The sequence below is a fragment of the Mycetocola sp. genome (assembly GCF_046716805.1).
Taxonomy (GTDB): domain Bacteria; phylum Actinomycetota; class Actinomycetes; order Actinomycetales; family Microbacteriaceae; genus Mycetocola_A.
In genome coordinates, this window is sequence record NZ_JBKJWH010000122.1 from 1 (window position 1) to 7,728 (window position 7,728).

The 7,728-nt window shown below is 65.0% G+C and carries 9 protein-coding genes and 1 tRNA gene; 4 read left to right on the forward strand and 6 right to left on the reverse strand.

Annotated features, from left to right (window positions below; genetic code table 11):
- The 3 genes from ACLQ62_RS09620 to ACLQ62_RS09630 form a co-directional block, all read left to right on the forward strand.
- Positions 1-252: thioredoxin family protein (locus ACLQ62_RS09620; RefSeq protein ID WP_411721412.1), on the forward strand; the 252-nt coding region annotated here is incomplete at its 5' end.
- A gap of 101 nt (positions 253-353) precedes the next feature.
- A complete protein-coding gene (locus tag ACLQ62_RS09625; RefSeq protein ID WP_411721413.1) occupies positions 354-1,028 on the forward strand; it encodes a YqaJ viral recombinase family protein in 675 nt (224 codons plus the stop codon).
- A gap of 131 nt (positions 1,029-1,159) precedes the next feature.
- The gene (locus ACLQ62_RS09630; RefSeq protein WP_411721414.1) at positions 1,160-2,170 is read left to right on the forward strand and encodes an NADP-dependent oxidoreductase; all 1,011 of its coding nucleotides are present in this window, start codon (positions 1,160-1,162) and stop codon (positions 2,168-2,170) included.
- Positions 2,171-2,344: 174 nt separating this feature from the next.
- Here ACLQ62_RS09630 and ACLQ62_RS09635 read toward each other — a convergent pair whose 3' ends face one another.
- The 6 genes from ACLQ62_RS09635 to ACLQ62_RS09660 form a co-directional block, all read right to left on the reverse strand.
- Positions 2,345-2,875 (reverse strand): N-acetyltransferase family protein, encoded by a 531-nt coding sequence (locus ACLQ62_RS09635; RefSeq protein WP_411721415.1) that lies wholly within the window; start codon positions 2,873-2,875, stop codon positions 2,345-2,347.
- A gap of 161 nt (positions 2,876-3,036) precedes the next feature.
- Positions 3,037-3,726, reverse strand: coding sequence for a 50S ribosomal protein L1 (gene rplA, locus ACLQ62_RS09640; RefSeq protein WP_411721416.1), 690 nt, complete (start codon positions 3,724-3,726; stop codon positions 3,037-3,039).
- 102 nt (positions 3,727-3,828) lie between these two features.
- Positions 3,829-4,260: a 50S ribosomal protein L11 gene (gene rplK, locus ACLQ62_RS09645; protein ID WP_121674022.1), complete on the reverse strand. Its 432-nt coding sequence runs from the start codon at positions 4,258-4,260 to the stop codon at positions 3,829-3,831.
- A gap of 88 nt (positions 4,261-4,348) precedes the next feature.
- Positions 4,349-5,335 (reverse strand): transcription termination/antitermination protein NusG, encoded by a 987-nt coding sequence (nusG, locus tag ACLQ62_RS09650; protein WP_411721417.1) that lies wholly within the window; start codon positions 5,333-5,335, stop codon positions 4,349-4,351.
- Positions 5,336-5,418: 83 nt separating this feature from the next.
- On the reverse strand, positions 5,419-5,694 hold the full coding sequence (gene secE / locus ACLQ62_RS09655) for a preprotein translocase subunit SecE (protein ID WP_411721418.1): 276 nt from the start codon (positions 5,692-5,694) through the stop codon (positions 5,419-5,421).
- Positions 5,695-5,744: 50 nt separating this feature from the next.
- A tRNA-Trp gene (locus ACLQ62_RS09660) sits at positions 5,745-5,817 on the reverse strand.
- Positions 5,818-6,126: 309 nt separating this feature from the next.
- Here ACLQ62_RS09660 and ACLQ62_RS09665 point away from each other — a divergent pair.
- Positions 6,127-7,551 (forward strand): dihydrolipoyl dehydrogenase family protein, encoded by a 1,425-nt coding sequence (locus ACLQ62_RS09665; RefSeq protein ID WP_411721419.1) that lies wholly within the window; start codon positions 6,127-6,129, stop codon positions 7,549-7,551.
- Positions 7,552-7,728: the final 177 nt, after the last annotated feature.

Here is a 7,728-nt window from a genome sequence, read left to right on the forward strand (position 1 = left end):
GTTCTCTACACCTCGGCTTTCTGCGACCCGTGCACTCAGGCACGCTCCGTGCTCTCGGATGCCGCCCGGCTGGTTCCACAGGCGACGGTGATCGAACGCGACGTAGCACGGGAGAACGTTCTGGCAGCCGATGACGGCATCCGGATGACGCCGACCGTCGTCGTGCTCGACGATGCAGGCACCGAAGTCTTCCGCGCGGTCGGAGTGCCCACCCTCAACCAGGTACTCACGGCGGCGGCGCAGGCACTCTGAGTTCAGGCGGATGGATTCCGCGACACTCAGCGTGCCGCAGCCGGCAAACGGCTTGTCTGCGAATCGATCCGCTCGAACCCGATCCCCGGACGCGCCGACGGATGCCGCTGGCGGGCGTGTCGCCGTCCGCGAGGCACAATGGAGAGGTGCATTCCACCTACCTCGACCGCCTCGTCGCCGACTCGACGGATCGGGTGGCCTGGCTGCGCGCTCGCTCACGTGGAATCACCGCAACGGATGTCGCACGGCTGTCCGGCCCGGCGGCGATCGACGCGGTCGCCACGGACAAGCTCGGCGGCGGACCCGGCTTCTCGGGAAACGCCTACACCGACCACGGGCGTATCCGGGAGCCGGAGATTGCCAGCTGGGTGGCGGCGACACACGGCATCGCCCCGTCATCGGCGTTGTTCCACGCCGAGATCGAACGGCGGCACCTCGCCACACCCGACGGTCTTGCCGTAACGGCATCCGGCGCCCTTGTGCTCGCCGAGATCAAGACGACCACGAAAGCGTGGCGTTCCGTCCCGCGCAACTACCTGCGGCAAATCTGGTGGCAGCAGTACGTGCTCGGCGCCGAACGCACCCTCGTCGTGTGGGAGGAACACACCAACTTCGTGCCCATCGACGACGAACCTCGCTGCCGCTGGATCGACCGCGACGAGAAGGAAATCACCAAGCTCGTCGGCCTCGCCAACAACCTCATCGACGAGCTGCACCGCCGCACCACGCGACCGTCACGCTACCTCGTGAACGACGACCCGCACGACATCCCGTAGGTCGATTCGTTCGCAACCGGAACGACTCCGTAACACGGACGAAGCATTGCGCGGCTTGACTTGAGCCATGGCAACGGCGACGGAGGGCACCCATGCGTGAAGGTGTGTGGATGGCATGGCAGACTCGGGACATGACGACGAATTCGTTTCCTGAGAGTGCTCACGACGACCTGACAGTTCCCGAGACCATGCTCGCCGCGGTCATCGACAGCCCAGGGGATGTTGACGTCTTCCGCCTGGATACCGTGCCGGTCCCGGCCTCGTTCGTCTCCGAGTTCGTCATCAAAGTGATTGCTGCCGGCATCAACCCGATCGACGCGAAGACCAGGGCGGGCAAAGGCGCAGCCGCCGGCCTCTCCTACCCCGCCGTGATCGGCAACGACTTCAGTGGCATTGTCGTGAAGTCGCCGTACGAGGCGCATCCGCTGTCGCCAGGCACTGAGGTCTACGGCATGGTCGGGGTGCCGCGTCTCCCGGGGACGTACGCACAGTACATTGCGGTGCCGAGCCTGTCCGTTGCCCGCAAACCCTCCACCCTCTCCCACGTCGAAGCCGCCGGCGTTCCCCTCGCCGCCCTCACCGCGTGGGGCATGGTCGTCGACGTCGCGAAGGCGCATCAGGGCCAGCGGATGCTGATCCACGCGGGAAGCGGCGGGGTGGGCCATTTCGCCGTACAGTTCGCGCGCTATTTCGGCGCCCACGTCATCGCGACGGGATCCGCCCGCAATCAGGATTGGCTCCGCAAACTCGGCGCAGCCGAGGTCATCGATTACACGGCGACCCGGTTCGAGGACGTGGCGACGAGCATCGACGTCGTCATCGACCTGATCGGTAATGTGCACGACGACACCGGATCCAGGTCCCTGTCGGTTCTGAACCCGGGCGGGCTCATCGTGAACGCCCCGACCGGCAGCTGGCCGACCTTCCTCGACGAGGCCGCCGCGGCCGGTGTGCGGGCGACCACCTACAAGGTTGCGCCGGACGGCGACACCCTGTCGACCATCAGCCGGTTGCTCGAGTCAGGCGATGTGCGGGTGTTCGTCGACCAGGTCTTCGACCTGGCGGACGTCTCGAAAGCCCACCGCGCCCTCGAGTCCGGGCACACGCGAGGCAAGATCGTCCTTACCGTCCCGAGCCGCTGACCGCCGGTCCGCTCGGGTTCGCTCGGGTTCGCTCGGGTTCGCTCCGAGAAGCGACACTCGACAGGAAGCAGTGGGAGAATCGGGCCCATCCGTCCTGTTCGGCGTTTGCCCGGCTCAATCTGTCCTGTCGGGTGGACGGGGAAGCCGCCGCTGATCACCGTGCGGCTGCAAACGTTACAGTGCGCGCTCCATGACGAAGTCGTGGTGCAGTTCTGGGCCCAGGTTGAAGGTCTTCTCACCGACGATCGTGAAGCCGCTCTTTTCGTAGAAGCGCACGGCTCGCGCATTCCGCTGGTTCACGCCGAGCCAGATCCCGTCCGCTCCGGTGCCGGCGGCGGCGTCCAGCGTCGCCCGCATCAGGGGCGCCGCGACACCGCGCCCGTGTGACCCGGGCAGCACGTAGACCTTGCTGAGTTCGATCGTGGGATGGATGCCGATCGCCGCCGCCACATCCTCATCGCTGGTGTCCCCGGTGATCAGCATCGTGTAACCGCACAGCCCGGTTTCATCCTCCGCCACTGTGATAACGCGCCCGGGATCCGCGAGGTACTCGGCGAACCGCTCAGCTGTGAGGTTGGTGGCGATGTATTTCTCGATCGCCTCAGGTGCGCTTCCGGGAGGGCAGGCGAGCGGGAAGGTGACCTTCGCCAGCGCCGCGAGGCCTGCAGCATCCGTCTTCATGGCCTGTCGCACAGTTGCTGTCACGCCGCCCAGTTTATGGGCTCCAGCGGTACCGGCGAGATCATGCGTTCCGGTCCGGTTCACGCGGCGCACCGGGTGAACCGGACCGGAACGAGTGAGCACGTGGCCGGCGAGCGCGAAAAGGCCCCGCGGAAAACCGCAGGGCCTTTCGGTCGTTCAGAGGATCAGATGGAGTTGATGTCCATCGGGATGCCAGGACCGAACGTGGTCGAGACGGTGCCCTTGAGGATGTAGCGGCCCTTCGAGGAGGACGGCTTGAGGCGGTTGATCTCCTCGAGAGCCGAGTGGATGTTCTCGGTCAGCTGCTCGGGAGCAAACGAGGCCTTGCCGACGACGAAGTGCACGTTGGAGTGCTTGTCGACGCGGAACTCGATCTTTCCACCCTTGATCTCGGAGACAGCCTTCGCGACGTCGGGCGTCACGGTGCCGGTCTTCGGGTTCGGCATGAGGCCACGGGGTCCGAGGACCTTACCGAGGCGACCGACCTTGCCCATGAGCTCCGGGGTCGAGACGGCGGAGTCGAACGAGGTGTAGCCAGCGGCCACCTTCTCGATGAGTTCGTCGCCACCGACCTCGTCAGCGCCGGCCGCGATAGCGGCTTCTGCTGCGGGGCCCGTTGCGAAGACGATGACGCGGGCGGTCTTACCGGTGCCGTGAGGAAGAATCACGGTACCGCGGACCATCTGGTCTGCCTTGCGCGGGTCGACACCGAGCTTGAGGGCAACCTCAACGGTGGAGTCGAACTTGGCCGAGCCGGTCTCTTTCGCGAGAGAGACAGCTTCCTGTGCCGTGTAAACCGTGTCAGTGCCGATTTTCTCGGCGGCGGCCCGGTAGGCCTTTGACTTCTGTGCCATGTGAATTTCTCCAATTCGAGAATGTGGTCATCTGCGCCTGGCCGGCGCTGCCACGATAAATTCTGAAGGCCGCGAGCGGAGCTCGTGACCCGGGTGAGGGCTCTACGCCTCGGTGGTGATTCCCATGGAACGGGCGGTTCCGGCGATGATCTTCGAGGCAGCCTCGATGTCGTTCGCGTTGAGGTCGGCCATCTTGACTTCGGCGATCTCGCGGACCTGGTCCTTGGTGAGCTTTGCAACCTTGACGGTGTGGGGGGTTCCTGAACCCTTGGCAACGCCTGCAGCCTTCTTGATGAGCTCAGCAGCCGGCGGGGTCTTGAGGATGAACGTGAATGAACGGTCCTCATAGACGGTGATCTCCACCGGGATGACGTTTCCGCGCTGGGCTTCCGTCTGGGCGTTGTATGCCTTGCAGAATTCCATGATGTTCACGCCGTGCTGACCCAGGGCCGGGCCGATGGGCGGGGCGGGGTTCGCGGCGCCGGCCTTGATCTGAAGTTTGATCAGACCAGTAACCTTCTTCTTCGGTGCCATGTTTCTTCCTTCTTATTGGGTTTCGAGCTCCCGCCGAATGACGGATGCTCTCCCGCCGACCCGGTTGGGCCGCGGTGGGATGGGAAATCTAGAGCTTGGTGACCTGGTCGAAGCTGAGCTCGACAGGGGTCTCGCGCTCGAACAGGGAGACAAGGACGGTGAGCTTTCCGCTCTCCGGCTTGATCTCGCTGATCGAACCCGGAAGGCCTGCGAACGAGCCTTCCTTGATGGTGATCGTCTCGCCGATCTCGAAGTCGACCTCGGCGGGGATGGAGCGAGCCGCCTGGCCGCCCTTGCTGCCACCGGACTTCGCCGGGGCGGTGTCCTTGACCTCGACGAGGCTCTTCAACATGTTGAAGGCCTCTTCGGCGCGAAGCGGGGTCGGGTTGTGGGCGTTGCCTACGAAGCCGGTGACGCCCGGAGTGTGACGCACGACAGACCAGGAGTCCTCGTTGAGGTCCATCCGCACGAGAACGTATCCGGGGATGCGCACGCGGGTGACCATTTTGCGCTGGCCGTTCTTGATCTCGACGACATCTTCCATCGGAACTTCGACCTGGTAGATGAAGTCGGCGACATCGAGCGAGCCTTTGCGCTGCTCGATGTTGGCCTTGACCTTGCGCTCGAACCCGGCGTACGAGTGGATGACGAACCACTTGCCAGGCAGAGTGCGAAGCTCAGCGCGGAACGCGTCGTACGGGTCGACGTCTGCCGCCTCGGGCTCTTCATCGTCGTACGGGGGAACGTCGGCTTCGGAGTCGGCCTCCTCCTGCTCTACTTCGATTTCGTCGCCGATGGCGAGCGCTGCGGCTTCGACCTCGGCGGCTTCGTCGATCTCGAGGGCGTCATCGACGACCGCGTCGGCTTCGGGGTCGTTGACCTCAGCCAGGGCGTCGAGGACAGCGTCGAGGTCGATGACGTCATTGGAGTCTTCGACGTGCAGGGCCTCGTGCTCAGCAGGCTCCACCGAGCGCTCCTCGGCAGCCAGCACGTTGCCTTCCTGTGCTTCGTCGTCCTCGCTGGACTGCTCTGCGGCAGTTGCCCAGTCGACGTCGTCCAGATTTCTCTCAGACACCTAAATCTCATTCCTTTTGCTTGTGGTGTGGCCGTGGAGGCCACCGTTCGCGTTGTCGATCTTCCGATCGGGTGCCGCAGCCGTCAGGCGGCGGGCGTCCCGAAGACGAAGACGACGATCCAGCCGAACAACTGGTCGAGGCCGTACACCAGGGCCATCATGATCACGACAAACACGAGCACGACGCCGGTGTAGCTGAACAGCTCTTTCCGGGTCGGTGTGACGACCTTCTTGAGTTCAGCGATCACCTGCTTCAGGAACAGGATGACCCCGGCAAAGGGTCCGCGCTTGGCCGCGCGGTCCTTCTTTGCTGCTGCGACGATTTCCTCGTTCGGTTCGTCGATCACGTTTCGGGCCACCTGGTTACACCTTTCGTGTGTCGGTACTTCATGAATTCACCACCGACGCGCAGGGCGGACAGGACTCGAACCTGCAACCTGCGGTTTTGGAGACCGCTGCTCTACCAATTGAGCCACCGCCCTAGGACCGGGTATTTTCCCGGTCAGGACATTGAAACCTGACGCGCTTCATCTCGCTGGCATTTCGATTATCCGGGAAGGAAAGAAGAAAATAGGCGCAAAAAAGCTTGGCAGACTTCAACTACCTCGACAAGTGTACGCGACGTTGGGGGCACCGCAAAGCCGCCCTTCGGCCGGCGGTTCCGCCGCTATCCTCCAGGGACCGCGGCATCCGAAGTCCACCTGCCTGATTCCAGCGGTAACTGGCCACAGGAGTGCACGCAACATATGGTCGGATCAGGGCCGAACCCGGCGAATCGAAAGGCGGCACGAATGACCTCCACCGAATATGACCTCATCGTCCTGGGCGGGGGCGCCACCGGCGAGAACCTCGCTGATCGTGCCGTGCAGGGTGGACTGAGCGTTGTGATCGTCGAGAACGAACTGGTCGGTGGTGAGTGCTCCTACTGGGCGTGCATGCCGTCCAAAGCTCTGCTTCGCTCCGCGCAGGCGCTCCGGGCGGCCGAACGCGTCCCCGGTGCCGCCCAGGCGGTGACAGGGACACTGAACGTTCCCGCCGTTCTCGCGCGCCGGGACTCGTTCACCTCGAACTGGTCCGACGACGGCCAGGTCAAATGGATGAACAGTGCCGGCATCGACCTCGTGCGTGGCCACGGCCGGATCACCGCGGCCAAACAGGTCACGGTGACCGCCCCCGACGGCACGACCTCCGTGCTGGCGGCACGGCATGCAGTAGCCGTCGCAACCGGGTCGCGCGCGGCCATCCCGAACATCGACGGGCTTCGCGCTGCGACACCGTGGACGAGCAGGGAGGCGACGAGCACACAGACGGTTCCCTCGAGCCTCGCCATCATCGGCGGCGGGGTGGTTGCCGCGGAGATGGCGACCGCATTCGCCGGGTTCGGCACAGCGGTCACCGTGATCTCGCGAAGCGCTCTTCTCGGTGGCATGGAACCGTTCGCCGGCGAGCTCGTCGCGAAGGAACTCCGTAAGCAGGGGGTGACCGTCCTGCTCGACACGAAGACGACCAGGGTGACCCGCTCAGCTGCTGGAGTGACGGTGGAGACCGGGGATGGGCAGTCGATCATCGCCGAGGAAGTCCTCGTCGCAACCGGGCGGACGCCGCACACGGACGACATCGGTCTCGAGTCGATCGGGCTCACTCCAGGCGACTGGCTCGACACCGACGACACCATGCTCGTCCGCGGCTTCGACTGGCTCTATGCGGCGGGCGATGTCACCCACCGCGCCCTCCTCACCCACCAGGGGAAGTACCAGGCGCGAGCGGCGGGCGATGTGATCGCCGCCCGCGCGAAGGGTGAACCGGTCCTCGACGATCCGTGGGGCGCCCACGTCGCGACGGCCGACCATGAAGCCGTCCCGCAGGTGACCTTCACCGAACCGGAGGTGGCGTCGATCGGGATGACGGATGCCGCGGCCCGCGACGCCGGCTACGAGGTGCGCTCCGTGGATTACCAGATCGGAAACGTCGCCGGCGCGAGCATCCGAGAGGACAGATACCGCGGCACGGCACGCATGGTGGTCGACGAGCAGCGGAAGGTCGTGCTCGGCGTGACCTTCGTCGGCCCGGATGTCAGCGAGCTGCTGCAGGCGGCAACGATCGCCGTCGTCGCGGAAGTACCGCTCGACCGGCTGTGGCACGCGGTCCCCGCCTACCCGACGGTGAACGAGATCTGGTTGCGATTGCTCGAAGAATACGGTCGACCGACGAACTGACCAGCCGGCTCGATGAGGCGTCGGCTCAACGCGGCTCGTGCGCCTCGAGGAACGAGTACACCTCGACGTCATCCACCCCGGGGAAGGTGCCGGTCGGGAGAGCGGCGAGGAGGCTCGTCGGCGTTCTCGCGGCCGGCCAGGAATGCCGCGCCCACTTCTCGGAGAGCGCGCTTGGGG

What these genes read in the sequence shown, in the direction of transcription:
- ACLQ62_RS09625 (WP_411721413.1), top strand. Translation starts at nt 354, where the DNA reads ATGCCGCTGGCGGGCGTGTCGCCGTCCGCGAGGCACAATGGAGAGGTG.
- ACLQ62_RS09630 (WP_411721414.1), top strand. Translation starts at nt 1,160, where the DNA reads ATGACGACGAATTCGTTTCCTGAGAGTGCTCACGACGACCTGACAGTT.
- rplA (WP_411721416.1), bottom strand. Translation starts at nt 3,726, where the DNA reads ATGGCACAGAAGTCAAAGGCCTACCGGGCCGCCGCCGAGAAAATCGGC.
- rplK (WP_121674022.1), bottom strand. Translation starts at nt 4,260, where the DNA reads ATGGCACCGAAGAAGAAGGTTACTGGTCTGATCAAACTTCAGATCAAG.
- ACLQ62_RS09665 (WP_411721419.1), top strand. Translation starts at nt 6,127, where the DNA reads ATGACCTCCACCGAATATGACCTCATCGTCCTGGGCGGGGGCGCCACC.